Origin of the sequence: Pseudonocardia tropica, from assembly GCF_040105315.1 — a bacterium.
In the GTDB taxonomy this organism is placed as follows: domain Bacteria; phylum Actinomycetota; class Actinomycetes; order Mycobacteriales; family Pseudonocardiaceae; genus Pseudonocardia; species Pseudonocardia alni.
Map to the genome: position 1 here is coordinate 253,341 of NZ_JBEDNP010000007.1, position 24,061 is coordinate 277,401.

At 74.7% G+C, this 24,061-nt stretch carries 26 protein-coding genes and 1 riboswitch; of the genes, 16 read left to right on the forward strand and 10 right to left on the reverse strand.

Annotated features, from left to right (window positions below; all coding sequences use genetic code 11):
• Positions 1 to 59: 59 nt before the first annotated feature.
• Complete coding sequence (locus WHI96_RS14215) at positions 60 to 764, forward strand: DUF742 domain-containing protein (RefSeq protein ID WP_345653573.1); 705 nt, start codon at positions 60 to 62, stop codon at positions 762 to 764.
• Positions 745 to 1,362 (forward strand): GTP-binding protein, encoded by a 618-nt coding sequence (locus tag WHI96_RS14220; RefSeq protein ID WP_425571723.1) that lies wholly within the window; start codon positions 745 to 747, stop codon positions 1,360 to 1,362. The genes WHI96_RS14215 and WHI96_RS14220 overlap by 20 nt, the downstream gene beginning before the upstream one ends.
• A gap of 35 nt (positions 1,363 to 1,397) precedes the next feature.
• On the opposite strand, the gene WHI96_RS14225 is transcribed toward WHI96_RS14220, so the two are convergent.
• Complete coding sequence (locus tag WHI96_RS14225; RefSeq protein ID WP_345653570.1) at positions 1,398 to 3,716, reverse strand: helicase-associated domain-containing protein; 2,319 nt, start codon at positions 3,714 to 3,716, stop codon at positions 1,398 to 1,400.
• A gap of 126 nt (positions 3,717 to 3,842) precedes the next feature.
• Between WHI96_RS14225 and WHI96_RS14230 the strand changes: the two genes are divergently transcribed.
• Positions 3,843 to 4,025: a hypothetical protein gene (locus WHI96_RS14230; protein WP_020623622.1), complete on the forward strand. Its 183-nt coding sequence runs from the start codon at positions 3,843 to 3,845 to the stop codon at positions 4,023 to 4,025.
• Between the two features lie 2 nt (positions 4,026 to 4,027).
• Positions 4,028 to 4,630 carry a nucleotidyltransferase family protein gene (locus WHI96_RS14235; RefSeq protein WP_345653565.1) on the forward strand — a complete coding sequence of 201 codons (603 nt, stop codon included), beginning with the start codon at positions 4,028 to 4,030 and terminating at the stop codon, positions 4,628 to 4,630.
• Between the two features lie 75 nt (positions 4,631 to 4,705).
• Here WHI96_RS14235 and WHI96_RS14240 read toward each other — a convergent pair whose 3' ends face one another.
• Complete coding sequence (locus WHI96_RS14240; RefSeq protein WP_345653562.1) at positions 4,706 to 5,311, reverse strand: LysM peptidoglycan-binding domain-containing protein; 606 nt, start codon at positions 5,309 to 5,311, stop codon at positions 4,706 to 4,708.
• Positions 5,312 to 5,766: 455 nt separating this feature from the next.
• Here WHI96_RS14240 and moaC point away from each other — a divergent pair, with 455 nt between their 5' ends.
• From moaC to WHI96_RS14255, 3 genes are read left to right on the forward strand one after another with little or no spacing between them, the layout of a single operon-like run.
• On the forward strand, positions 5,767 to 6,276 hold the full coding sequence (moaC, locus tag WHI96_RS14245; RefSeq protein WP_083474373.1) for a cyclic pyranopterin monophosphate synthase MoaC: 510 nt from the start codon (positions 5,767 to 5,769) through the stop codon (positions 6,274 to 6,276).
• Complete coding sequence (locus WHI96_RS14250) at positions 6,273 to 6,755, forward strand: MogA/MoaB family molybdenum cofactor biosynthesis protein (RefSeq protein WP_345653557.1); 483 nt, start codon at positions 6,273 to 6,275, stop codon at positions 6,753 to 6,755. The genes moaC and WHI96_RS14250 overlap by 4 nt, the downstream gene beginning before the upstream one ends.
• Positions 6,752 to 7,201, forward strand: coding sequence for a molybdenum cofactor biosynthesis protein MoaE (locus WHI96_RS14255; protein WP_345653554.1), 450 nt, complete (start codon positions 6,752 to 6,754; stop codon positions 7,199 to 7,201). The genes WHI96_RS14250 and WHI96_RS14255 overlap by 4 nt, the downstream gene beginning before the upstream one ends.
• Before the next feature lie 156 nt (positions 7,202 to 7,357).
• On the opposite strand, the gene WHI96_RS14260 is transcribed toward WHI96_RS14255, so the two are convergent.
• Positions 7,358 to 7,924, reverse strand: coding sequence for a transglycosylase family protein (locus tag WHI96_RS14260; protein WP_345653551.1), 567 nt, complete (start codon positions 7,922 to 7,924; stop codon positions 7,358 to 7,360).
• A gap of 542 nt (positions 7,925 to 8,466) precedes the next feature.
• Between WHI96_RS14260 and WHI96_RS14265 the strand changes: the two genes are divergently transcribed.
• The 7 genes from WHI96_RS14265 (at position 8,467) to WHI96_RS14295 (ending at position 16,155) form a co-directional block, all read left to right on the forward strand.
• A complete protein-coding gene (locus WHI96_RS14265; RefSeq protein ID WP_345653548.1) occupies positions 8,467 to 9,360 on the forward strand; it encodes an AAA family ATPase in 894 nt (297 codons plus the stop codon).
• 11 nt (positions 9,361 to 9,371) lie between these two features.
• Positions 9,372 to 10,550, forward strand: coding sequence for a vWA domain-containing protein (locus WHI96_RS14270; protein ID WP_345653545.1), 1,179 nt, complete (start codon positions 9,372 to 9,374; stop codon positions 10,548 to 10,550).
• The gene (locus tag WHI96_RS14275; RefSeq protein ID WP_345653542.1) at positions 10,543 to 11,673 is read left to right on the forward strand and encodes an XdhC family protein; all 1,131 of its coding nucleotides are present in this window, start codon (positions 10,543 to 10,545) and stop codon (positions 11,671 to 11,673) included. Before WHI96_RS14270 ends, WHI96_RS14275 begins: the two co-directional genes overlap by 8 nt.
• Positions 11,674 to 11,865: 192 nt before the next feature.
• The gene (locus WHI96_RS14280) at positions 11,866 to 13,185 is read left to right on the forward strand and encodes an iron-containing alcohol dehydrogenase (protein ID WP_345653539.1); all 1,320 of its coding nucleotides are present in this window, start codon (positions 11,866 to 11,868) and stop codon (positions 13,183 to 13,185) included.
• Positions 13,186 to 13,207: 22 nt separating this feature from the next.
• Positions 13,208 to 14,590, forward strand: coding sequence for a MadS family sensor histidine kinase (locus WHI96_RS14285; RefSeq protein WP_345653536.1), 1,383 nt, complete (start codon positions 13,208 to 13,210; stop codon positions 14,588 to 14,590).
• Positions 14,587 to 15,516, forward strand: coding sequence for a MadR family response regulator transcription factor (locus WHI96_RS14290; protein ID WP_345653533.1), 930 nt, complete (start codon positions 14,587 to 14,589; stop codon positions 15,514 to 15,516). Before WHI96_RS14285 ends, WHI96_RS14290 begins: the two co-directional genes overlap by 4 nt.
• Before the next feature lie 33 nt (positions 15,517 to 15,549).
• Positions 15,550 to 16,155: a hypothetical protein gene (locus tag WHI96_RS14295; RefSeq protein WP_345653530.1), complete on the forward strand. Its 606-nt coding sequence runs from the start codon at positions 15,550 to 15,552 to the stop codon at positions 16,153 to 16,155.
• A gap of 251 nt (positions 16,156 to 16,406) precedes the next feature.
• Here the strand turns inward: WHI96_RS14295 and WHI96_RS14300 are convergent, their stop codons facing one another.
• The 3 genes from WHI96_RS14300 to thiO all read right to left on the reverse strand — a co-directional run bounded on the left by WHI96_RS14300 (position 16,407) and on the right by thiO (position 18,552).
• A complete protein-coding gene (locus WHI96_RS14300; RefSeq protein WP_345653527.1) occupies positions 16,407 to 17,177 on the reverse strand; it encodes a thiazole synthase in 771 nt (256 codons plus the stop codon).
• A 2-nt stretch (positions 17,178 to 17,179) separates the two neighbouring features.
• Complete coding sequence (gene thiS, locus WHI96_RS14305) at positions 17,180 to 17,380, reverse strand: sulfur carrier protein ThiS (RefSeq protein WP_345653524.1); 201 nt, start codon at positions 17,378 to 17,380, stop codon at positions 17,180 to 17,182.
• The gene (gene thiO / locus WHI96_RS14310; RefSeq protein WP_345653521.1) at positions 17,380 to 18,552 is read right to left on the reverse strand and encodes a glycine oxidase ThiO; all 1,173 of its coding nucleotides are present in this window, start codon (positions 18,550 to 18,552) and stop codon (positions 17,380 to 17,382) included. Before thiO ends, thiS begins: the two co-directional genes overlap by 1 nt.
• Positions 18,550 to 18,658: riboswitch (TPP riboswitch) on the reverse strand. It overlaps the preceding gene by 3 nt.
• 30 nt (positions 18,659 to 18,688) lie before the next feature.
• Here thiO and thiE point away from each other — a divergent pair.
• Positions 18,689 to 19,390 (forward strand): thiamine phosphate synthase, encoded by a 702-nt coding sequence (gene thiE / locus WHI96_RS14315; RefSeq protein WP_425571726.1) that lies wholly within the window; start codon positions 18,689 to 18,691, stop codon positions 19,388 to 19,390.
• 116 nt (positions 19,391 to 19,506) lie between these two features.
• Here the strand turns inward: thiE and WHI96_RS14320 are convergent, their stop codons facing one another.
• Both WHI96_RS14320 and WHI96_RS14325 read right to left on the reverse strand, forming a co-directional pair.
• Entirely contained in the window at positions 19,507 to 20,826 is a 1,320-nt protein-coding gene (locus WHI96_RS14320; protein ID WP_349302389.1) for a hypothetical protein, read from the reverse strand.
• A 158-nt stretch (positions 20,827 to 20,984) separates the two neighbouring features.
• Positions 20,985 to 21,653, reverse strand: a complete 669-nt coding sequence (locus WHI96_RS14325) for a DUF3159 domain-containing protein (protein ID WP_345653513.1) — start codon at positions 21,651 to 21,653, stop codon at positions 20,985 to 20,987.
• Between the two features lie 154 nt (positions 21,654 to 21,807).
• On the opposite strand from WHI96_RS14325, the gene WHI96_RS14330 reads away from it, so the two are divergent.
• Positions 21,808 to 22,596, forward strand: a complete 789-nt coding sequence (locus WHI96_RS14330; protein WP_345653510.1) for an SGNH/GDSL hydrolase family protein — start codon at positions 21,808 to 21,810, stop codon at positions 22,594 to 22,596.
• A gap of 9 nt (positions 22,597 to 22,605) precedes the next feature.
• Here the strand turns inward: WHI96_RS14330 and thpD are convergent, their stop codons facing one another.
• A complete protein-coding gene (gene thpD, locus WHI96_RS14335; RefSeq protein WP_345653506.1) occupies positions 22,606 to 23,532 on the reverse strand; it encodes an ectoine hydroxylase in 927 nt (308 codons plus the stop codon).
• A gap of 127 nt (positions 23,533 to 23,659) precedes the next feature.
• A complete protein-coding gene (locus WHI96_RS14340; protein ID WP_345653503.1) occupies positions 23,660 to 24,055 on the reverse strand; it encodes an ectoine synthase in 396 nt (131 codons plus the stop codon).
• Between the last annotated feature and the right edge of the window lie 6 nt (positions 24,056 to 24,061).

The window sequence follows — 24,061 nt, forward strand, 5'->3', positions numbered from 1 at the left end:
CCAGGACGCGTTACCGTCATGCACCCCATCCCAGGATCGACCAGAGCGGGTGAGATCCGATGACCCAGGACCCGGGCGGACACGGCCCCGAGCCGACGTTCGCCGACGTCATGAACGGGTTCAGTCTGGACTCCAAGCGCAAGCCGAAGAAGCGCCGATGGGGGCGCAACCGTCCGGAGGACGACGTCGAGCCGGAGGTCGCCGCCCCCGGGCGCCCGGTCCCACCGCCGGACCCGGCGGAGGTGACCGGCCCCATCGGCGGGTCGGCGGCCTACGGGCTGCCGCCCACCCCGGCCGAGCTGGAGGCCCAGCGGACCGGTGACCGGCCGGACCGGCCGTCGCCGTACCCGGCACAGGACACGGGGCCGAGCCCCGCGCACGACCCAGTGGCAGCGCCGCCGCCGGTGCCCCCGTCCGCGGGTGGCGCCGCCTTCGTCCGGCCCTACGCCTGGACGCGGGGACGGACCAAGTCGGGCTACGAGCTGGCAGTCGAGACCCTGGTCTCGGTCAGCAACCGGGCCCGCAGCCAGCTGGAACGGCTGCCGATGGAGCACCGCTCCGTCGCCGACCTGCTGCTCGAGCAGACCCGCTCGGTGGCCGAGGTCGCGGCGCTGCTGTCGCTCCCCCTGGGCGTGGCCCGGGTGCTGCTCGGGGACATGGCCTCGAACGGCACGGTGACCGTTCACCAGACCGCGAGCACCCCCGGCAACGCGCCGGACCTCGCGCTGATGGAAAGGGTGTTGAGTGGACTCCGTCGGCTCTAGGCCACAGCCGCCCCAGCCCGCGGCCGGGACGGCCCGTGCCGCGACGATGTCGGCCAAGATCGTGGTGGCCGGTGGGTTCGGCGTCGGGAAGACCACCTTCGTCGGGTCGGTCTCGGAGATCATGCCGCTGACCACCGAGGCGGTGATGACCGAGGCGAGCGCGTCGCACGACGACCTCTCCGCCACCCCCAACAAGCGGTCCACGACCGTCGCGATGGACTTCGGCCGCGTCTCGCTGGACGCCGACCTGGTGCTCTACCTGTTCGGCACGCCGGGCCAGCAGCGGTTCTGGTTCATGTGGGACGACCTGGTCCGCGGCGCGATCGGCGCCGTCGTCCTCGTCGACACCCGGCGCCTGGCCGACTCCTTCGCCGCGATCGACTTCTTCGAGGACCGGGGCCTGCCCTACGTCGTCGGGGTCAACGCGTTCGACGGGCAGCTGCAGCACACCCTCGACGACGTGCGCGAGGCGATGTCGATCGACCCGGCCGTCCCGATGGTCGTGTGCGACGCCCGGCACCGGCAGTCGACCAAGGAGACCCTGATCGCGCTGGTGCAGCACGCGATGCACCAGCGGATGGCCGCCGGCGCCCGCTGACCCGCACCCGACCGACCCGGGTACCGCGTCCGGGGCTAGTCGCGTCCGGCCGGTTGCTCCGATCCGGCGTCCACCGGCGCGATCGAGGTGATGCGGTGCAGCTGGATGCGGCGCAGCTCGCCGTCGAGCGCGTCACGACCCTCGACGTACCCGCCGCCGACCGAGACCGGCGCGAGCACCCGGTCCCCGGCGACACCGTGCGCGTCGACGTAGCCGATCCACACGGTCCGGCCCTCGCGCACCGCCTCCTGCAACGAGGCCAGGTTCCCGGTCGCGCCGGTGAGCTCACGCCGCCCGGCGACGCTGTCGCGCACCCCGGCCAGGCGGTCCCCCGCCCGCAGCCGCTCGACGAGCTCCTCGGCCCGGTTCGTCGGGGACCGGTCGACGCCCCGGCCGGCGTCGCGGGTGCCGCGACGCAACCGCGGCTCGGTGCGCCGCCCCTTCGGCCCGAGGTCGACGACGGCACCGCCCGCGTCCTCCGCCGCCGGGCTGAACCCGGCGGCCCGCAGCCCGTCGAGCACCTCGGCCAGCGGCAGCGAGCTGACCACGACGGTCGGGGCGATCCGGCGCAGCCCCAGCTCCTCGGCCGCCTCGTGCGCGAGCACCTCGGACAGGAGCACCTCGTCGTCGGAGCGCAGGAAGCAGCTGACCGCGCCGCCGCGCAGCCTGCCGTGCCGGCGGGCGACGTCGTCCACGAGGTAGGTCAACGTCTGCGGGACCGGGGTGCGGGAGCGGGCCTCGAGGATCGCGCGGACGTCGTCGGCGGTGCGGCCGGTGTCCAGCGCCCGTCGCAGGCTGCGCTCGGTGAAGCGGTACACGGTGGCGCCGCCCGCGGACTCGACCTCGGCGAGGATCGCGAGTTCGTGCGCGAGGTCCGCCGACAGCCGCCCGGGTGCGACGGCGGTCAGGTCGGCCTGCAGCAGGATCTCCTCCACCGGGGCGGGCAGCGCCGCGTGCAGCGTCGCGGCCAGCTCGGTGGGGTGCCGGGTGGGGTGCGCAGGGTCCGGGCGCAGCGCGGGGTCGAGCAGCACCCGGCCGGACGTGGTGAGCGCGTCGAGGGCGACCACGCCGATCGCGGTGGCCTCGGCGACGGTCCAGCCGACCGTCTCGTCGCGCAGCCGCCCGCCGCGCCGCGGGGCGTGCCAGGCCAGCAGCCGCGCCAGGTCCTCCGGCGATCCGACCGCGGTGCCGGGCGCGAGGTCGGCGAGCGCGTCCAGGACCCGACGGCGGTCCCGGGCGGCCGGCGGCCGGCGCGGCCCGTCGGACAGGGCGGTGATCGGCTTACCGGTCTCGTCGCGGTGCCCCACCAGCCCGGGCAGTCGCGGCAGCTCCAGCCAGGCCTGGGCCAGCACCGCCCAGCGGGACTCCTCCGGACCGGTCCCCCAGACGTCCCACGTGGTGGTCGGCAGCCACTCCGGGGCCACCGACTCCGTCGCCCCGACCAGGTCCGCGGCGTGCAGGATCTCGAGGACCAGCGCGGCGGTCGGCTCGTCGGTGTCGGCCGCCTTCGCGGCACGCTTGAGCTCGCGGACGCCGAACCCGCCCGAGCGCAGCACCGGCACGGACTCCCGCGCCAGCCACTCCAGGAGCAGGTCGGTGCGGCGCAGGAACTCCAGCGCGGCCCCCGCGCCGGTGCCGTCGACCAGCGAGGTCTCCCGCGCGCGCAGCGGGACGTCCGGCCGGGACAGGTCCAGCGGCCCCATCGGACGGTCGCCGCGCAGGGCGAGCGCGACCTGGCGGGGCAGCTCGACGGTGTCGGCGTCGCGGCGCACGAGCAGTCCCTTCCCGACGAGCGACCCGACCGGCCCGGTCGAGCCGTTCGCGTTGCGGGAGCGCCCGACCGGCGGGCCCTGGGCCAGCACGTCGAGGACCTTGCGCTCGTCGTCGCCCACCCCGGCGAGCAGCGTGTCGAGCTCGGAGCTCGCGGCCGCGCCGGTGGCGGGGGCGCCGAGCCCGGCGGGCCACGGCCCGACGACGTCGGCGGCCGCGGGGACCAGCGACACCGCGTCGTCCGGGCCCCAGGCCAGCGCGCGGTCGCGCAGCGCGGCGAGTCCCCGGGCGACGGTGGCCGCGTCGACGTCGGCGCCGAGCCAGCCGCGCAGGCCCGCGCCGGACGTCGTCGCGTCGGCCGGGGTCCGCCAGGCCGTCGCCAGCACCAGCGCGTCCAGCACGGTCAGCGCCACGGTGTCGAGGTCCTCGCAGGCGCGCTGCACCGACGCCCGGATCGAGGCGCGGGTCGCGAGCACGGTGAGGTCACCGGGGGGTGGGACGGCGAGGTCCGGACGCGCGCGCAGCAGCGCGGCGAGGAACCCGTCGTCCTGCCCGCGCAACCACTCGACCAGGGACGTCTGCATCGTCGCCAGGGTAGTCGGACGATCGCGGGCGCACCGGGGCGGACAGCCGCGCCCGCGTCCGCGATACTGGGCACAGGGAGACTCCGCGGTCCCGCCCGGGACCGGACGACGACGCTGGAGGACGCGATGGCCGCCAAGCCCGCGAAGCAGGACCGGATCCACCCGGAATGGCCGCACTCCGAGGACGGCGACCACCCGGTCACCGAGCTCCTGGGCAGCGTCCAGGGAAACATGTCGCCGTTCGGTGACATCGAGTTCCCGGTCGCCAGCGTGCCCTACGAGCACCCGGTCACCGAGATCAACCGCTGACCGTGGTCGCCGGCCTGTTGCTCGCGGGCGGCGCCGGGCGCCGCATGGGCACCCCGAAGGCGCTGGTCCGACTGCACGGTGAGCCGCTCGCGGTGCGGGCGGTGAAGGCGTTGCAGGCGGGTGGGTGCGGCCCGGTCACCGTCGTGCTCGGCGCCCGCGCCGACGACGTCACCGACGTACTGCGCGGCGCCGGCCTCGGCACCGACGGCAGTGACGTCGGTGTCGTGGTCGCCGAGGACTGGGACGAGGGCATGGGCGCGTCGTTGCGGCGCGGGCTGGGGTCGCTGACCCACCTGCCCGGCACCGGCGCGGCGCTGGTGCACCTGGTGGACCTGCCCGGCATCGGGCCGGAGGCGATCCGCCGGGTCGTCGACGGCGCCGGTCCGTCGTCGCTGCGGCGCGCCGCGTTCGACGGCGTCCCCGGGCACCCCGTCCTGCTCGGCCGGGACCACTGGTCCGGCGTCGTCGCGCTGTCGTCCGGGGACTCCGGCGCCCGTGACTACCTGGCCGACCGCTCCGACGTGGAGCTGGTGGAGTGCGGCGACGTCGCCGTCCCGGACGACGTCGACACCCCGGGACAGCTGCGCCGCCTCGCCGGTACCTGAGCCACCGCACCGGCCCTCGACACACGCGCGTGCCCCGGTCCCTCCGGGAGGGACCGGGGCATCGTCGTGCCGGGATCAGGTGTTGATGACCTGACCGGGGGTGATCAGGTGTCCGGCGCCGAGGCCCGGGTTCTTGGACAGCAGGTCCTTCCAGTTCGCGATGCCGTGCGCGGCGGCGATCTTCCCCAGGGTGTCGCCGGACTTCACCGTGTAGGTGCCGCCGGACGACGCCGCGGGGGCGCTGGCCTTCACGCGCTCCGGGGCCCGGGTGCCGGAGTCGGTCTCCGGGGTCCGCGGCGTGGCGGACCCGGACGCGCCGGTCTTCGAGGAGCACGACGGCCAGGCGTTCCAGCCCTGGGCGGCCAGGACCTTCTCGGCGACGGCGATCTGCTGGGCCCGGCTGGCCTGGTGCGCCGACGTGGCGTACTCGCCGCCGCCGTAGGCCTTCCAGGTGCTCGGGCTGAACTGCAGGCCGCCGTAGTAGCCGTTGCCGGTGTTCGCGGCCCAGTTCCCGGTGCTCTCGCAGTGCGCGAGCGAGTCCCAGGTGGAGTCGGTGGCGGCGTTCGCGGTGCCCACGACGGCCAGCATCGGGGCGCCGAGGACGGCACCGGCGACGGCGGTCCGGACGATCGTGCGGCCGGCAGTGCTCGGTTTGCGGTGTTTCCCACGGTAACGAGGCATGGCAGGTCTCCCGCGTGACGCGACCCGAACCGCACCCGGGGAGTGGGTGCCCGTTCCGGCGGCCGGGGGAGCGGCCACCGATCCGTCTGACGATCGGCCCTGTCCCACACCGATACCTCGGGGGCCGGTGGACCGCCGGACAGGGAGCGTTGCGGCACCGGAGCCCGGCCGCATGGGGGAGTCGGCCGAGCCGGGACCGAAGGTAGGTCACGTCAGGACGACGCGAAAGTCGGCGGCGACCCGGCGTGGCGTCGGACGTACCGGACACATGATGTTCGGATCATGCGTTTGCGCAGGTGGTGAGCCCCGATCACGAACCGGAAACGTTCGTGCAAACCGTGCGATCGGTTCCACAAACGTGATACAGATCACAGGCACTAGGCCATCCGGTGGCCTCGGTCCGTGCACACGGAGTGGCGGGGGCCACCGTACCGACGCCCCGTACTGTCGGGTTCGTGACCACCGAGCACAACCGGCCCGGCCCCGCGCTCAGCCACGTCGACGACGCCGGGGCGGCCCGGATGGTCGACGTCTCCGACAAGCAGCCCGGCCGCCGCGCCGCCGTCGCGACCGGGACCGTGCACACCACGGCCGAGGTCGTGCACCTGCTGGAGACCGACGGCCTCCCCAAGGGCGACGCGCTCGCCACGGCCCGCATCGCGGGAATCATGGGCGCCAAGCGCACCCCGGACCTCGTCCCGCTCTGCCACCCGATCGCGATCAGCGGGGTGACGCTGGACCTGACCCCGGCCACCGACGGCGACGCCGGCCGGGTCGCCATCCGCGCCGAGGTCCGCACCACCGACCGCACCGGGGTGGAGATGGAGGCACTGACCGCGGTCGCCGTCGCCGGGCTCACCCTGCACGACATGATCAAGGCGGTGGACCCGGCCGCCGTGCTCGACGCCGTGCGCGTCGAGCGCAAGGAGGGCGGCAAGACCGGGCTGTGGGAGCGCGGGGCGTGAGCGCCACGCGCACCGCCCGGGTGGTCACCGCGTCCAACCGCGCCGCGGCGGGCGTCTACACCGACCGCGGCGGGCCGCCGATCGTCGCCTGGCTGCGCGAGCGCGGCTACGACACCCCGGACCCGGTCGTCGTGCCGGACGGCGAGCCGGTCGGGCAGGCGCTGCGGGCGGCCGTCGCCGACGGGGTCGCGGTCGTCGTCACAACCGGCGGCACCGGCATCTCCCCCACCGACGCCACCCCCGAGGTCACCCGGGCCGTGCTCGACCACGAGATCCCGGGCCTGGCCGACGCGATCCGCCGCGCCGGGGAGGAGAAGGTGCCCACCGCGGTGCTCTCCCGCGGTCTGGCCGGGGTCGCCGGCCGCACCCTGATCGTCAACCTGCCCGGCTCCCCGGGCGGGGTGAAGGACGGCCTCGGCGTGCTCGCCGGGGTCCTCGACCACGCGGTCGACCAGCTGCACGGAGGAGACCACCGATGACCGATCCCGCGACCACGCGTTCCGCGACGGTCCTGCGAGCGGCCGTCGGCGAGGAGCCGCTCGACGTCGAGGAGCACGCCCGACTGGTCGAGCACGCCGCGGCCGGCGCGGTGGTCACCTTCGCCGGTGTCGTGCGCGACCACGACGGCGGGAAGTCGGTGCACGGGCTGGAGTACAGCGCGCACCCGACGGCCGCCCGGATCGTCGCCGAGGTCGCCGAGCAGGTGGCCGCGCACTCCCCCGGCGTCCGGGCGCTCGCGGTGAGCCACCGGGTCGGCCCGCTCGACATCGGTGAGGTCGCCCTCGCCTGCGCCGTCGCCGCCGAGCACCGACGGGAGGCGTTCACCGCCTGCGCCGAGCTCGTCGACGAGGTGAAGCGGCTGCTGCCGGTCTGGAAGCACCAGCGGTTCGCCGACGGCTCCGACGAGTGGGTCAACTCGACCTGAGACCGGCGGGCGCACCCCGGAACGACGGAACGGCCCGGGTCCGCCTCCCCACGGGGGGAAGGGGACCCGGGCCGTCGTCCGCCGGAGCGGGTGCTGGGGACACCGCGCGCCCCGTGCCGTCCGTCCCGGATGGCGGTCCGGGGACGGTCGGCGGGATCAGCCGAGGTTCAGGACCTGGCCGACGCTGATCACGTTCACGTTGCCGATGCCGTTCGCGGCGGCCAGCTTCGCCGTCGAGGTGCCGTGCGCGGCCGCGATCCGGCCCAGCGTGTCGCCCGACTTGACGGTGTAGCCACCGGCGGCCGGGGCGGACGCCTTCTTCTTCGGCGCGGAGGCGGCGGGGGCCGACGCCTTCACACGCTTGCCGGTGTCGGCCGAGTGGCCGGTGATGCCCAGCTTCTTCGAGCAGGACGGCCAGGCGCCCCAGCCCTGGGCGGCCAGCACCTTCTCGGCGACGGCGATCTGCTCGGCGCGGCTGGCGTTCTGCGCCGAGCCGGAGCCGCCGAAGGCCTTCCAGGTGGACGGCGTGAACTGCAGCCCACCCGAGAACCCGTTACCCGTGTTGATCGACCAGTTGCCGCCGCTCTCACACTGGGCGAGCTGGTCCCAGACGTCGTCCGGGGCGGCGTTGGCGGTACCGGCGATCGCAGCCGTCGCGCCGACCGCGACGACACCCGCCGCAGCCATGCGCAGGAGACTTCGGCCCTTGGGTCCCTTGGTCATTGTTTCGCTCCCACCGCGCCGTCCCGAGGACACGCACACTCCGCGCAGGAGGTCCCCAGGGCACAGGGGTGCCCACCGTGTCGTCGCGGGTGCGTCGATCGGGACCGGGGAGCGACGTCCATGACGCCCGCGGAGGTGGTCTCTCTCGTCCCCGTCCCGTTCCGTTTCCTCGACGGACCGGACAGCCGCGGGACGGGGGTGGTTCGGCGCGGCGGGTCCGGATGTGTGGCTCGTTCAAGCGGCCGCTCCGGTGGACCGGCCGACGAGAAAGGTGAATGCGCGGAAAGAATTCGTCAATGAAGGAGTCCGTGAGCGGAATCACTGTAACAACGATGTAATTATCAGATTCTCCCTAAAAGCACTGGTCAACGGCTTCACATCACGGACGTATCACGCGGTCATGAACATTTTTGATCCGGAAGCAACTCGAACCTTCCGGGGACCTCGTTCGTCCCTACGGGGAGGTCCCGGACCCGCCCGCGCGGCGGAGCGGGACCCTCCTGCTGTGGCCGCGTTCACTGCTCGTCCTGCATGCTGGTTCGGTGAACGAACCCGCACCCGGCCCCGGGAGCCCGGCCGAGCTCGCCGACGCGCTGCGCGCGACCGGCTACCTCGCCGACGACGGTCTCGCGACGGCAGCCTTCCTCGCCATGCGCATGAACCGTCCGCTCTTCTGCGAGGGCGAGCCGGGGACCGGTAAGACGGCGCTCGCCCAGGCACTGGCCGCCACGCTGGACGCACCGCTCATCCGCCTGCAGTGCCACGACGGAATCGACGCCGCCCAGGCCCTCTACGACTGGGACTTCCCCCGTCAGCTGCTGCACCTGCGCACGCTGGAGGCCGCGAGCGGGCGCGACGGGTTCGACCCCGACACCGTCGAGGCCGGCCTCTACGACGAGCGCTTCCTGCTCGACCGCCCGATCCTGCAGGCGCTGCGCACCAGTCCGTCGGTGCTGCTCATCGACGAGATCGACCGCGCCGACGACGAGTTCGAGGCCTTCCTGCTGGAGGTCCTCACCGAGCACGCGGTGACCATCCCCGAGCTCGGGGAGGTGCGCGCCACGACGCCTCCGGTCGTCGTCCTCACCTCGAACCGGACGCGGGAGGTGCACGACGCGCTCAAGCGGCGCTGCCTCTACCTCTGGTTGGAGCACCCGAGCATCGAGCGCGAGATCGAGATCCTGCACAGCAGGCTGCCCGAGGTGCCCGAGCGCCTCGCCGCGTCGGTCGCGCGGGCCGTGCAGAAGCTGCGCCACACCGACCTGATCAAGCCCCCGGGCGTCGCGGAGACCCTGGACTGGGCCCGGGCGCTGCAGCTGATCGGTGCCCGGCACCTGGACACGGAGTCGGCGGCGCGCACCCTCGGGGCCGTCCTGAAGTACCGGGAGGACGCCGACCGGGTCCACAAGCAGCTCGACACCCTGCTGGCGTCCTGACCCCGGCCGCGATGACCGTCCCCCCGAGCCCGTCCCCGGCGGCCCCGCCACGGCCGCCTGCGGCGGAGCCCACCGGCACCACCGACGAGCTGCTGACCGGATTCGTCGGGTTCACCGAGGTCCTGCGCGCGGCGGGGGTCCCGGTCACCCAGGACCGGGTGACCGCCTACCTGCAGGCGCTCGACACCCTGGAGGTCACCGACCGGGACCAGGCGTACTGGGCCGGCCGGCTGACGCTGTGCGCCGACCCCGACGACATCGTCCGGTACGACCTGGCGTTCCCGTCCTGGTTCGAGCCGACCGGCAACCGCCCGGCGAGCAACCGCGACGACCGCCCGCCCGCACCGCCGAAGCTGGCCGCGCTGCTGCCCGGCGAGGGTGGGCAGGACGACTCCGACGACACCGACGGTCCGCAGATCAAGGCCGCCGCGACCGGCGCGGAGATCCTGCGCAACCGCGACCTCGGGGAGCTCTCCCCCGCCGAGCGCGAGCACCTGCGCCGGCTGATGACCCTGCTGAGGCCGGAGCCGCCGACCCGGGCGTCGCGGCGCCGCAGGCGCGACAGGCACGGTGAGGCCGACCCGCAGCGCACGTTGCGCGCGGCGCTACGCAACCAGGGCGAGATCTTCCGGCCGGCCCGGCGCGACACCTCGCGCCGGCCGCGCAAGGTCGTGCTGCTGATCGACGTCTCGGGGTCGATGGAGCCCTACGCGGACGCGCTGATGCGCTTCGCCCACGTCGTCGTCCGCCGCTCGCCGCGCTCGGTCGAGGCGTTCACCCTGGGCACCCGGCTCACCCGCATCACCCGTGAGCTGCGGCTGCGCGACCCCGAGCACGCACTGCGCGCCGCGGGCAGGGCCATCCCCGACTGGTCGGGCGGCACCCGGCTGGGCGAGGTGCTGCAGGCCTTCGTCGACCGCTGGGGACGTCGCGGCGCGGCCCGGCGGGCGGTCGTGGTCGTCTTCTCCGACGGCTGGGAGCGCGGCGGCACCGAGCTGCTCGGCGCCCAGGCCGAGCAGCTGTCCCGGCTGGCCCACCGGCTGATCTGGGTCAACCCGCACGCGGGCAAGGACGGCTACGCGCCGGTCCAGGGGGGAATAGTCGCGGCCCTTCCGCACTTGGACGACCTGCTGGCCGGGCACAGCCTGGACACGCTGGAGAAACTGCTCGAGGTGGTGCGCAATGCGTGACGTGATCGACCAGCTCGAAGACTGGTGGCGCAAGGGTGAGCCCGCCGCGCTGGCGACCGTGGTCGGGACCTTCCGGTCCGCACCGCGCCAGCCGGGGGCCTCGATGCTCGTCGGCCCGGCGGGCGAGGCCGTCGGGTCGGTCTCGGGCGGCTGCGTCGAGGGCGCGGTCTACGAGCTCGGGCAGCAGGTGCTGTCCGAGGAACGACCGGTGCTGCAGCGCTACGGCGTCTCCGACGACGACGCGTTCGCCGTCGGCCTGACCTGTGGCGGCATCCTCGACGTCTTCGTGGAGAAGGTGACCCCGGAGACCTACGCCCAGCTCGGCCGGATCGCCGAGGCGATCCGCGACGAGGACCCGGTCGCGGTGGCCACGGTCGTCGCGGGGCCCTCGGAGCTGCTCGGCAGGCGCCTGATCGTCTGGCCGGCCGGGGTCGACGGACGGGGTACCGAGGGCGGCACCGGGTCCGAACGGATCGACGACGCCGTGCGCGACGACGTCCGCGGCCTGCTGGACTCCGGCCGCAACGCGACGCTGACCTACGGCGTCCACGGCGAGCGTCGCGGGGAGGGGCTGCAGATCTTCGTCGAGTCGTTCGCGCCGCCGCCCCGCATGATCGTGTTCGGGGCGATCGACTTCGCCGCCGCGGTGGCCCGGATGGGCACCTTCCTCGGCTTCCGGGTGACCGTCTGCGACGCCCGTCCGGTGTTCGCGACCGCGAGCCGCTTCCCGGGGGCCAACGAGGTCGTCGTCGAGTGGCCGCACCGGTACCTGCAGGCCGAGGCCGACGCGGGCCGGATCGACCAGCGCACCGCGCTGTGCGTGCTCACCCATGACCCGAAGTTCGACGTGCCGCTGCTGGAGGTCGCGCTGCGGCTGCCCGAGGTCGGCTACATCGGGGCGATGGGCTCGCGCCGCACCCACGACGACCGGCTCGAGCGCCTGCGCGAGCGGGGCGTGGCCGAGGCCGAGATCGCGAGGATGTCGTCGCCGATCGGGCTGGACCTGGGCGCCCGCACCCCGGAGGAGACCGCGGTGTCGATCGCCGCGGAGATGATCGCCCAGCACTGGGGCGGAGAGGGCATCCGGTTGGCCGAACGCGAGGGCCCCATCCACGCGTCCTGAGTCCCTCCGCTTTCGGTCAGGACGGGGCCGATCCGGACACCGGCCCCCACCTGCGGTCCTTCCTGCCGCCCACCGATCGAGCGGGCCCGGGGAGGGGGCGCCCCTGTACCGTGGGCAGTCGCTCGTGACCAACCCGCTCGTCGCCGTCGTCGAGCGGCGAGTCGAAACGTGCAGCAGTAGGAGGAGGGCAACGTGGTCCTCACCGGTTCGGCCGGCTCCGTCACCCCTGACCACGGGCACCGCGGGACCGTGCGGCGGGAGACCGTTCTCGTGCTCGACGGGGGGACCGGCACGCCCGGCACCGACGAGGGCTACACCGTCCGTGCGGCGCACAGCCCGCGGGAACCGCGGCCGCGGCTGTCCAAGTTCCACGCCCCCGAGATCGTCTTCGGGCCGGACTCGCTGCCGGAGACCGCGCACGCCGCGTTGCGGCTCGGTGCGCGGCGGCCGTTCGTCGTCACCGACCCGGGGGTGACCGAGGCCGGGTGGCCCGCCGAGCTGCTGCGCCACCTGCGCGCCGCGGGCCTGCGCCCGCAGCTGTGGAACGAGATCACCCCGAACCCGAAGGACCACGAGATCCAGGCCGGGTTCGAGCGCTACGAGAGCTCCGGCTGCGACGTGGTGATCGGCGTCGGCGGCGGCTCGGTGATCGACGCCGCGAAGGGCGTCGCCCTGCTCGCGGCCAACGGCGGCACGATCCTGGACTACGAGGGCATCGACCGCATCGCCAACCCGATCCCGCCGCTGGTGATGGTGCCGTCGACCTCGGGCACCGGCGCCGACGTCTCCCAGTTCTGCATCATCACCGACACGACACGCCTCACCAAGATCACGATCATGGGCCGGGCACTGGTCCCGGACGTCTCGGTGGTCGACCCGCGGCTGCTCGTCACCATGCCGGACTGGCTCAACGCCGCGACCGGCCTGGACGCGCTGACCCACGGCATCGAGGCGTTCGTGTCGCTGGCCCACGGCCCGCTGACCGACACGCACGCGCTGCACGCGGTCGCACTCGTCCACGCCAACCTGCCGACCACGATGATCCGCCGCCACGACGACGGGCCGCGCACCGCGATGGCGCAGGCCGCGCTCGAGGCGGGCCTGGCGTTCACGAACGCGATCCTCGGTGCCACCCACGCCATGAGCCACCAGGTCGGCGGCATGCTCGACCTGCCGCACGGCCTGATCAACGGCGTGCTGCTGCCGCACGTGATCCGGTTCAACGGCTCGGCCTCCGACGCGGACGCGGCGCGCTTCGTCCCGATCGCCCAGGCGATGGGACTGCCCGCGCGTCCGGGGATGCCCGGCGACGAGGCCGTGGACATGGTCGCGACCGAGGTCCGCAAGCTGGCCGACGAGGTCGGCGTCCCGACCGGGCTCGCCGCGATCGGCGTGCGCGAGGCCGACGTCCCGCGGCTGTCCCGGCTCACCCTCGGCGACGCCTGCCTGACCACCAACCCGCGCACGGCGAGCGTGGAGCAGATCGAGAATCTGTTCCGGGAAGCGCTGTGACGCCGGCACGGAGGCCCCCGCGGTGACCGCCGCCGCCCGCTTCCCGCGCCGCCGCACACCCGCACCGCCCTCGTCGCCGGCCGCCGGGGGCCGGGCCCGCCCCGACCTCGACCAGCTCACCGGCCTGCGGACGGGCAAGCCGTCGTTCTACCCGGAGTACCGCGAGGGGGCCGAGCGGCTGCGCCGGGTCATCCTCGCGCTGGACCGGATCTCGGCCGCGCTGGTCCGCACGATGGAGGGCTCCGAGGCGCTGGTCCGCGCCGTCGCCGACGCGGCCGCCGACCACCTGTCGGCGGACTGGGTCGTGCTCGGACTCGTCGACGGCGAGCTGCCCGACGCCGCGCCCCGGCACGTCGTCCTCGGGCCGGACGGCGTCGAGTGGGCCGACCTGGGGTCGGTGCCCGAGCGCGTACGCCGGCACGTGGAACGGCTGCACGACGGCGACGGCCACCACCACCACGACGACGACGACCCGCGCCCCCGGCACCTGCACGTCCCGATCCGGCTCGACGGCCGCACCGTCGGGGGGTTCGTCGCGTGGACGCCGCCGGAACGCCACATCGACGACACCGACCACTCGGTGCTGCGCATCCTGGCCGGTCAGACGGCGTCGGCGCTGCAGAACTGCGCGCTGCTGGAGCGGGCCGAGCTGCTGCACGCGCGCACCGCGGCCCAGGCCGAGGACCTGCGCGTCCGCAACGACGAGCTGATGCTCACCCAGCAGGCGCTCGGGGCGGCCCGACAGCGGGAAGTCCTCGACAACGAGCGGCACCGCATCGCCCGCGAGCTGCACGACAGCGTCACCCAGTACGCCCTGTCGGCCGGGATGCACATCGAGCTGTGCCGGTCGGAGATCACCGAGCCGGACCTGCTCCAGCACCTCGACACGGCCAAGGACCTGACCCGGCGCGCCGTCGAGCAGCTGCGGTCGGCGATCTACGCGCTCAACGACGACGACCACGCCGACAAGGACCTGCCCTCGATGCTGCGGCAGCTGTCCACCGTGCACATGCCCGACGAGCTGCGGGTCGAGGTGACGATCGGCGGGGCCCCGGTGCCGCTGCCGCACGAGCACGAGCAGTCGTTGTTCCGGATCGCCGGCGAGGCGTTGTTCAACACGGCGATGCACGCGTCGGCGTCGCGGGCGGTGGTGCGGCTGGCCTACGCCGACGGCCGCGTCCGCCTGTCGATCTCCGACGACGGCGGCGCCTCCCCCGAGCAGATCCGCCGCACGTTGCGTGCGGCGTCGGTCCGCGGCCCCTCCGGGGAGCACCGCGGTCTCGTGAACATGGACGCTCGCGCCCGCGAGATGGGCGGGACCCTGCGGTTCCGCCGCTCGCGGATCGGTGGACTGCAGGTGCAGGTGGACGTCCCGATCGGGACGCCGGGGAAGGAGCTCGGATGAGCAGCGGCACACGGACCGCCCCGGGAGGTCCCGGGCACGTCACCGGCAGCACCGCCCGGGGCGGCACCGGCACGGACGCCCGCAGCAGCGGACCGGATGCCCGCGGCGGAGCCGGTGTCGGCGCGCGCGGCCCCGGCCACGGCGGTGGTCACGGCGGTGGTCACGGCATCCCCGGTCAGGCGGGCCCAGGGCAGGGCGGGGGGAACGCGCCGGGCGGCGGGATGCACGGGTCCGGCGGGACCGCCGCGACCCGCACCGGCCCCGGTCCCGGTCCCGCGGGCGTCGCGGCACGGCCGATCCGGATCGTGCTGGTCGACGACCACTCGATCATGCGCCAGGGACTGCGCGCGGTCCTGGAGCGCGAGGACGACCTGCGCATCGTCGGCGAGGCGGGCAGCGCGCCGGAGGCGTTCGCCGCCGTCGCGGCCGGTCGGCCGCAGGTGGTGCTGCTCGACCTCAAGCTGGCGTCCGGCCCGCAGACCGACGGTCTCGAGGTCTGCCGCAAGCTGTGCGCCGACCACCCCGGTATCGGGGTGCTGGTGCTGACGACCTTCGCCGAGGACCGCCTCGTCGTCGAGTCGGTACAGGCCGGTGCCCGCGGCTACGTGGTGAAGGACGTCGACACCACCGAACTCGTCCGTGCCATCCGCGCGGTGTCCCGCGGGGAGAGCGCGTTCGACGCCCGGTCGGCGTCGGCGATGGTGCGATCGCTGTCCGGCGGGATGCCCGACCGGGAACGGCTGACCGACCGCGAGCTGGACGTGCTCCGCCTGCTGGCCCGGGGGCTGTCCAACCGCGCGATCGGCGCCGAGCTGTTCATCTCCGAGACGACGGTCAAGTTCCACGTCGGCAACCTGATGCGCAAGCTGATGGTGTCGCGCCGCGCCGAAGCGGTCTACGCGGCCACCAAGCTCGGCCTCCTCTGACTCCGACGTACCCGGTCCCGGTAGACAGGACCGATGCGCTGGTACGCCGAACGCCCCGACCGGATCGCCCGCCAGGTCGTCGCCGACGTCGTCGCGCTGCTGTGGACGGTCCTCGCCGTCACCGCCGGCGTGGCCGTGCACGACGGGCTGTCCGCGTTGCGTGGGCCCGGCGACTCGCTGGTCGCCGCGGGCGGGCGGGTCTCCGACACCTTCACCGGGGTCGCCGGGGCGGTCGGGTCGATCCCGTTCGTCGGGTCCGACCTCGCTCGCGCGCTGGATCCGGCCGCGGGGGCGGGCACCCAGCTCGTCGCGGCGGGGCGGGAGTTCGGCGACGCCGTCGGCACCCTCGCGACGGGGGCGCTGGTCGTCGTCCCGCTGGTGATGCTGCTGCCGGTGCTGCTCGGCTGGCTGCCGCTGCGGCTGCGCTACGCCCGGCGGGCCGGTGCCGCCGTCGCCGCGCGGGCCACCGCGCCGGACCTGCTGGCCGTGCGGGCGCTGTCCCGGGTGCCGGTGTCGCGGCTGGTCCGGGTCGCGCCGGACCCGGCGGCGGCGTGGCGGTCCGGGGACCCCGCCGTCGTGGCGGCGCTCGCCGCGCTGGAGCTGTCCGACCTGGGCCTGCACGCACACCCGCACGACTGAGGACGACCGGGACGACCGGGACGCCTTTCGTCGTCCCGACCACGACGGTCGCCGCCGGGTCGACGGTCGCGCCGAACTCCGAGCTGCCCGCCGACCGGCTGGTGCTCGGCTCCGTGGCGAAGGCGCGCGGCGAGCTGACCGAGCAGGCCCGCCGACGGGCGCGGACCGACCCGGACCTCTACCGCGCCCTGGCCCGGCGGCACGGAGGCCTCCCGATGCGTTCCGGGAGCTCCGCGGAACGCGCCGGACCGTCAGTCCTCGCGTTCCGGGGAGCTCGCCTGCGCCCGGTAGCGGCGCGGGATCCGGCCGGCGTGCCGGGCGTCCCACCCCGCCTCCACCCCGCGGCGCATCGCGCGCGCCATCCGCTCCGGGTCGGCGGCGCGGGTGACGGCGGTGGCGAGCAGGACGGCGTCGCACCCCAGCTCCATCGCCAGCGCCGCCTCCGAGGCGGTGCCGATCCCGGCGTCGAGCACGACCGGCACCCCCGCGGCGGCCACGATCATCTCGATGTTGTGCGGGTTGCGGATACCCAGCCCGGTGCCGATCGGCGAGCCGAGCGGCATGACCGCGGCGCACCCGACCTGCTCCAGGCGACGGGCGAGGATCGGGTCGTCGTTCGTGTAGGGCAGCACGGTGAAGCCGTCGTCGACGAGCTGCTCGGCGGCGTCGAGGAGCTCGACCGGGTCGGGCAGCAGCGTCGTCTCGTCGGCGACGACCTCCAGCTTCACCAGCTCGGTCTCCATCGCCTCGCGCGCCATCCGCGCCGTGAGCACCGCCTCGGCGGCGGTCCGGCAGCCCGCGGTGTTGGGCAGCACGGCGATCCCGAGGCGGCGCAGCAGGTCCAGCAGCCCGGTCCCGCCCGCGACGTCGACGCGGCGCAGCGCCACCGTCGTCAGCTCGGTGCCGGACGCGACCAGCGCCCGCTCCAGGATCTCCAGGTTCGCGGCACCGCCGGTGCCCATGACCAGCCGCGAGTCGAACAGGTGGTCACCGAACGCGAGCTTGTCGGTCTGCACGACCATGCTCATCCTCCCTGTACCGCGGTCAGGACCTCGACCCGCGCGCCGTCGGCGGGGCGGTGCCCGGCCCACGACGTGCGCGGCACGACCTCCCCCTCGACGGCGACGGCGATCCCCCGCTCCGGCAGCCCGGCCTCGGCCAGGATCCGGGCGAGGTCGGCGCCGTCGTCGACGTCGCGGTGCTCGCCGTTCAGCACGATCCGCATCAGTGGTTCCCCTCCTCGCGTGCCCCGGCGGCGGCCGGGGCGAACCGTCGCGGGTCCGCCGCGCGGACCGGTCCCGGCACGTCGTCGCCGCGCAGCAGCGCCGCGACGGCCGCCGCGGTCACCGGTACCAGCAGCATCCCGTTGCGGCCGTGCCCGGTCGCCGCGATCAGCCCGTCCGGCCCGGTCCGCCCGATCAGCGGCAGGTTGTCCCGGCTGCCCGGCCGCAGCCCGGCCGCGGTCTCGGTCAGCGCGTACTCGGCGATCCCGGGCAGGATCCGCTCGGCGTCGCGCAGCAGGTCGCGCACCCCGCCGACGGTGACGTCGGTGTCGAAGCCGTTCTCCGCCGTCGTCGCGCCGACGACGAGGTCGCCGTACCCGGGCAGCGTCCGCGGCACGGCGTAGACCGGCCGTCCGTCGACGAGCGCCCGCACCGTCCGCGACGGCGGCGGCAGCGCCCCGGCGCGCCGGGTCAGCCGCAGGATCTCGCCCTTCACCGGGCGGACCAGCCCGTCGAGCACCGGGTGCAGCGACGACGAGTGCGCCCCCGCCGCGACGACGACCGCGTCCGCCGCGACCTCGGTCCCGTCCGCGAGCCGCACGCCGGTGACACGGTCTCCGTCGTCGAGCACGCGCTCGACCCCGCGGTCGGAGACGACGACCCCGGCCCGCCCGGCCGCGGTCGCCAGTGCGGCGAGCAGCCGCCGGTTGTCCACCGACGGGTCGTCGGGCACCGACAGGCCGCCGCGGACCTCCGGGCCCAGCGCGGGTTCGAGCCGCCGCAGCTCGCGACCGGTCAGCCGGTGCACGTCGCGGTCGAGGGACTCCAGGTAGTCCGCGAGCGCGGTCAGCTCGGCGCGGTCCCCCGACCCGGTCGCGGCGACGACGGTGCCCTCCGGGTGCAGCCCGGCGTCGGTGCCGGCGTCGGCGGACAGGGCCGCGGCGAACTCCGGCCAGCGTGCGACCGAGTCCAGCCCGAGGGCGAGCAGGTCCTCCTCGCCGGGCCAGGCCTCGGTGACCGGCGCGAGCATCCCGCCCGCCACCCAGGACGCGCCGCGTCCGGGGGCCGGGTCGAACAGCGTCACCGCCCAGCCGTCGCGGGCCGCCGCGCGGGCGACGGACAGGCCGACGGCCCCGCCACCCGCGACGACCAGCCGTCCGGCAGTCGCGCTCATGGGATCCACCTCACTCCCTGCGCCGGCATGACCCGGATCAGGTTCGACGGTCGGGACCGCATCGCGGGTCCCCTCTCAGCCCGCTGCCCGGGCTCCCGTGGTTCGTCGTCGTCCGGGGCCCAGGCTACGCCGTAGCCTGCGAGCCGTGTCCGACACCGATACCCGTCCCGGCACCGGCGACACCCGTCGCGCCCGGCTCGACGGCCTCTCCGACGCCCGCCTCTACCTGTGCACCGACGCCCGCACCGCGCGTGGTGACCTGGCGGAGTTCGCCGACGCCGCGCTCGCCGGCGGGGTCGACATCGTCCAGCTGCGGGACAAGGGCGGGCCCGGCGGGCCGCTGGAGGCGAGCGCCGAGCTCGCCGCGTTGGAGGTGCTCGCCGACGCCTGCCGCCGGCACGGAGCGCTGCTCGCGGTGAACGACCGCGCCGACGTCGCGCTCGCCGCGGGCGCCGACGTGCTCCACCTCGGCCAGGACGACCTGCCGGTGGCGTGGGCGCGCCGGGTCGTCGGCGACGACGTGCTCATCGGCCGGTCCTCGCACAGCACCACCGAGACCCTGGCCGCCGCCGACGAGGACGGTGTGGACTACTTCTGCGTCGGCCCGTGCTGGCCCACCCCGACCAAGCCGGGACGCCCGGCGCCCGGCCTGGACCTGGTGCGCACGGTCGCCGGACGGGCCCCGGCGCGGCCGTGGTTCGCGATCGGGGGCATCGACGGCGACCGCCTCGACGAGGTCCTCGACGCCGGTGCGGACCGGATCGTCGTCGTCCGGGCGATCACCGAGGCCGAGGACCCGGGCGCGGCCGCGGCGGCGCTGCGGGCCCGCCTGCGCTGAGCCCGCCTGCGCCGGGCCCGCCTGCGCCGGGCCCGGCCACCCGAGCCCCGCCTCGTCGGGGCGGCCGCGCTCGAACCGGTCCCGCGGCGCCGGATCCGGCGCCGCGGGCACGCGGGTCAGTTCTGCGTGCCGGAACCCTGGCCCGAGCCCTGGTCGCCCGAGCCCTGGCCGCCGGAGTTCTGCCCGCCCGAGTCCTGACCCGACTGGCCGGAGCCCGGCTGCTGGGTCGGCAGGACCCGGTTCAGCCCGTCCTGCAGCGGGTTCGACGAGCCCGAGCCGTCCTGACCGGAGTCCCGGTCACGGGTGCCGGTCGTCGACTCCGACGTGCTGGTGCCCGACTCCTCGGTGGAGGTCGAGCCCGACGACGACGTCGACGAGTCGCCCCCGGAGCCCTCGCCCCGGTCGTTCTCCTGCTGGGCGGGCGGAGCGCCGCCACGGACGACGCTGCTCACCGAGGTCCCGGACGAGCCGGACAGCGACGAGCCCTTCACGAACTCGATGCCGGAGATCAGGAACATCGACACCGCGAAGGTGACGACGCCGAGCACCGCGGACACGATGACCGTCTTGCGGGTGACCCGGACCCGGCGGAACCGGCCGCGGCCCCCTCCGGCGGCGCGGGTGGTGCCGCCGGGTGTCTGCCACGGGTCCAGCAGCACCGTCTCCTCGCCGGTGGGCCCGGCGAGACCGCGGCCGGCACCGTTCTGCGCGGCGACCGCGGTGCCCTCGGCGACGCCCTTGCCGCGCCGGGTCGCCTTGTCCTTCAGCTCGAGGGCCTTGTCCTTGCTGACCTCGAGCGAGCGGGTGAACAGCGTGGTGGCCAGCGTCGAGATGATCGAGCCGAGCGCCGCGCCGATCACCGTGCCGACCGCGCCGAGGAACGAGCCGAGCACCGCCGTGACGATCGCCGCACCGGCGCCGGCCGCGATCTTCGTCGGGCTGAGGTCGGCCTTGAGACCGCTCGCCTTCGTGGTGTGCGACGAACCGTCGCCGGATCCGTCACCGGACCCGCCCGAGCCCCCGGACCCACCGGGTCCGTTCGGTCCACCACCGACCGGTCCCACCGGACCGCCGGGACCGGCCGCGCGGGTCGTGTCCGACGCGGGCGGCAGCACCCGGGTGCGCGGGCGCCCGCCGGGCGGGGTCCCGTCGGGCACGCCCGGCCCGGGCACGACCGGGCTCACCGGACGGCCACCGGGCGGGGTCTGCGTGGTCCGGCCGCGGACGATGCCCGACGGTGGCTGCGGGACCCGGCCGCCGTGTGTGCGGGGCGGGTGCGCGGTGCGCTGGCGGGGCAGCCGCGGGGCGTCGGGGGCGGCCACCGGGCGACCGGTGCCGGGTCGGGGAGCGGACGGCTGGGCGGGGGGACGGGCCGGGCCGGGGACACCACGGGGGGCGTCGCCGAACTCGGGCTCCGGAGTGCGCTGGTGTGGCATGGCTCCTTGCAGTGATCGTCGGTGCGGCGGCTCGCCCCGGGAGAACGTCCGGGAGGCCACGATTGCGCCGGACGATCACCCGAAGTGGTGACCTTCACACGACCGAGGGAAGGTCACGGGAAGATCACGATTCTAGCGCTACCAGGTGTCAGGGTCTGTCACCGGGGGTGACGGATGCCCGGGTGATCGGCCGGCAGGGCCGTACGCAGCAACGGCCACGACACGAGCACGCTCAGCCCGACCAGCACCGGGCTCAGCACGGTCCGCGCGACACCCAGCAGCACGACCTGGTCGGCCGCCCACAACGGGAGGAACACCGACAGCCGTACGACGTACTGCGCCACCCACGCCCACGACGCCCGCTGGTACCCGCGGAGCAGGTCCGGATCGCGCCGCCACCTCGTGCGCTGCCCCAGCAGCCCGCCGACGACGACTCCCAGCAGCGGCCACCGCACGACGATCGAGATCGCCCAGGCCAGCGCGCTGCCGACGTTGGACACGATCTGGACCAGGAAGAAGTCCGACGCCCGCCCGGTCACCAGCGCGATCCCGGCCGCGACGACGACCCCGGCCAGCCCGAACAGCACCGCCCGCGGCCGCCGGCCCCGGTACAGGCGCCACCCGGCCACCGCGGCCCCCGCGACGATCGCCGCGCCGGCCCCCCAGTTGATCGGGAACCCCGACCCCGCCGCCCCCGCGACCACCCAGGCGAGCACGAACGCGACCACCGGTATCGAGGCGTCGACCGCACCGGCCCGGCCACCGAGCAGGTCGGCGAGCCTCGGGTCCTCCCGGGATGCGGTGTGCGGAGCACGATCGGACGTCACCCCGCTGAGGGTGCCCTATCCCGCGCGCCGGGTCGACGGGATCCGATTGGCGGACAGCCCGGAACAGGGTGATCATCGCGGTAACACCGGACATCGTTGCGGTGAACAACAGACAAGGCACGCGGAGGACCGGGGACGAGAGGGGGCCGTGCCGATGCACCAGCAGACGCACGCACAGCACCGGAGCTACGTCGCGATCGGCGACAGTTTCACCGAGGGGCTCGACGACCTCACCCCCGACGGGCGGGCCCGCGGCTGGGCCGACCGCGTCGCCGAGACCCTCGCCCACCGCCGCCCCGGCTTCGGCTACGCCAACCTCGCCGTGCGCGGGAAGGTCCTGGACCAGATCGTCGACGAGCAGATCCCGGTCGCCGAACGGATGCGCCCCGACCTGGTCACCTTCTGCGCCGGCGGCAACGACATCATCGGCTGGTCCTGCGACGTCGACGACCTCGCCGCCCGCTTCGACGCCGCACTCGGCAGGCTGGTCGCGACCGGCGCCGAGGTGCTCATCTTCACCGGCTTCGACCTGCGCCGGATGCACCCGTTCATCCGCAGGCTGCGCGGCCGGATCGCCTGCTACAACGAGGACATGCGGGCCGCCGCCGAACGGCACGGCTGCCGCGTCGTCGACCTGTGGGCGATGGACTGCCTCGCCGACCCGCGGGCCTGGGGGCCGGACCGGCTGCACCTGGTCCCGCACGCGCACGAGCGGGTCGCCTGGCGGGTGCTGGAGACCCTCGGTGAGCAGGCCCCGGACTGGCGCGGGCCGTGGCCGGAGCCCGAGACCGGACCGGCCCCGTGGACCGCGCGCCAGGCCGAGGACCTGCGGTGGGTCACCCACCACGTGATGCCCTACCTGCGCAAGCGGCTGCGCGGCACGCACACGTGGGACGCCTACCGGCCCAAGCGCCCGGAGCTCTCCCCGCTCCAGGACGCCTGAGCGCGGGCCTCAGCGCACCGGGGTCCGGTCGCGGGCGGCGAGGTGCGACGGCCGCGGCCGCGGCGCGGAGAACGGCGCCACGGGGGCGTTCTCGACGCTGTTGAACACCAGGAAGATGTTCGAGCGCGGGTACGGGGTGATGTTGTCCCCCGACCCGTGCATGCAGTTGGAGTCGAAGAACGTGGCGCCGCCCGCCTCGCCGGTCATCATCGCGATGCCGTGGCGATCGGCGAGCTTCGCGATCGACGCCGGGTCCGGGGTCCCGATCCGCTGCTCCGTCAGCGACGTCAGGTGGTAGTCCTCCGGGGTCTCGCCGACGCAGGACACGAAGGTCCGGTGCGAGCCCGGCATGATCATCAGGCAGCCGTTGAACGGATGGTTGTCGGTCAGCGAGATCGAGCAGCTCACCGCGCGCGGGCCGGGCATGCCGTCCTCTGCGTGCCAGGTCTCGAAGTCGGAGTGCCAGAAGAAGCCGCCACCGCCGAGGCCGGGCTTGTAGTTGATGCGGCTCTGGTGGACGTAGACGTCGGAGCCGAGGATCTGGCGAGCCCGGGAGAGCACCCGCTCGTCGCGCACCAGCCGGCCGATCGGCTCGGAGATCCGGTGCACCTCGAAGATCGAGCGGACCTCGTCGGAGGACCTCTCGACGACGCAGCGCTCGTCCGCGCGGACCCCGGGGTCGTGGGCGAGCCGGTCGAGTTCGGCCCGGTACTCCTCGACCTCACCGGGCGTGAGCAGACCCGGCACCTGCACGAAGCCGTCGCGCTGGTGCGCCTCCAGCTCCTGCGCGCCGAACATGCCCGCGCTCGCGCGGTCGCCCCACACGGTGGGCTCGGCGCGGTCGACGAAGGCGGGGGTGGTCGAGACGCGGGTGGGGTAGCGGTCCCCGGCGGCGCGCGCGAGGCGCGGTGCGTCGTTCCCGGTCAGTGCGGTCATGGACCCTCCAGTGAGTCGCTGTGGGTTCGGTGTCCCTTCAGATGGGTGTCGTGTGAACGACCGCGAGGGACGTTCCCGCTGTCGTGCAGCGGAAACACCCCTCGCGGTGTCGGTCCCGGTCCGGCGCTCAGTCCTCCGTGACCAGCGGGTACACGCCGTTCTCGTCGTGCACCTCGCGACCGGTCACCGGCGGGTTGAACACGCACACGCAGGTGATCTCGGTCGTCGGGCGGAGCTGGTGCTTCTCGTTGCCGTTCAGCACGTAGATCGAGCCCGGCTTGAGCTGGTACGTGACGTCGTTGTCCTTGTCGTACAGCTCCCCCTCACCGGAGGTGATGAAGACGGCCTCGATGTGGTTCGCGTACCAGAAGTCGTTGACCGTGCCGGCCTTCAGCGTGGTCTCGTGGACCGAGAACCCCACCTTGTCGTTGGCCAGGACGATGCGCTTGCTGCGCCACTGCTGGTCGGAGGAGATCACGTCGCGCTCGGTGTCGGTGATCTCGTCGATGGTGCGGACGATCATGGTTGT